1 protein-coding gene is annotated in these 484 nt (G+C 32.9%); it reads left to right on the top strand.

The annotated features are described in order from the left end of the window. On the top strand, positions 1–479 hold a 479-nt coding region (locus V7164_RS21255), incomplete at its 5' end, for a tetratricopeptide repeat protein (protein WP_335355172.1). Positions 480–484 lie beyond the last annotated feature (5 nt).

Genomic DNA, 484 nt, shown 5'->3' with positions numbered 1-484 from the left:
GTAGAGTATTTATGAAAATCAGGAATCTTATCTTTATTTTTGTAACATTGATTTGCGTAGTTGGTTTATACCTTTTATTAGATTTTGAAAAGGATTATAGCAAACTTTCAATGGAAGAGTTACACGAGTTGGCACAAAAAGAAGATGCAGAAGCACAAGGAATGTTAGCCTACTATTTTCAAGAAGGAATAGGAGTAGAGGTTGATTCCGTAGAAAGTTTAAAATGGTATGTTAATAGTGCTAATAATGGAAATACATCAGCTATGGTCAACTTAGCTTATCTTTATGGAAATGGAATTGGTGTAGAAAAAGATTTAACAAAAGCATTTGACTGGAATTTGAAGGCGGCTAAAAGTGGAGATTCAAGTGGCATGTTTAATGTTGGTAAGAAATATGAGCTTGGCATTGGTGTAGCTAAAGATATAGAGAAGGCTAACTATTGGTTAGAAAAAGCTAAAAAAGCAAAGGGATCTCTATAATAGTC

It is taken from the genome of Bacillus sp. JJ1474, from assembly GCF_036965225.1.
Classification (GTDB): domain Bacteria; phylum Bacillota; class Bacilli; order Bacillales; family Cytobacillaceae; genus Cytobacillus.
The sequence above is the reverse complement of the archived record's forward strand: the minus strand, read 5'-3'. Positions and strand labels throughout refer to the sequence as shown.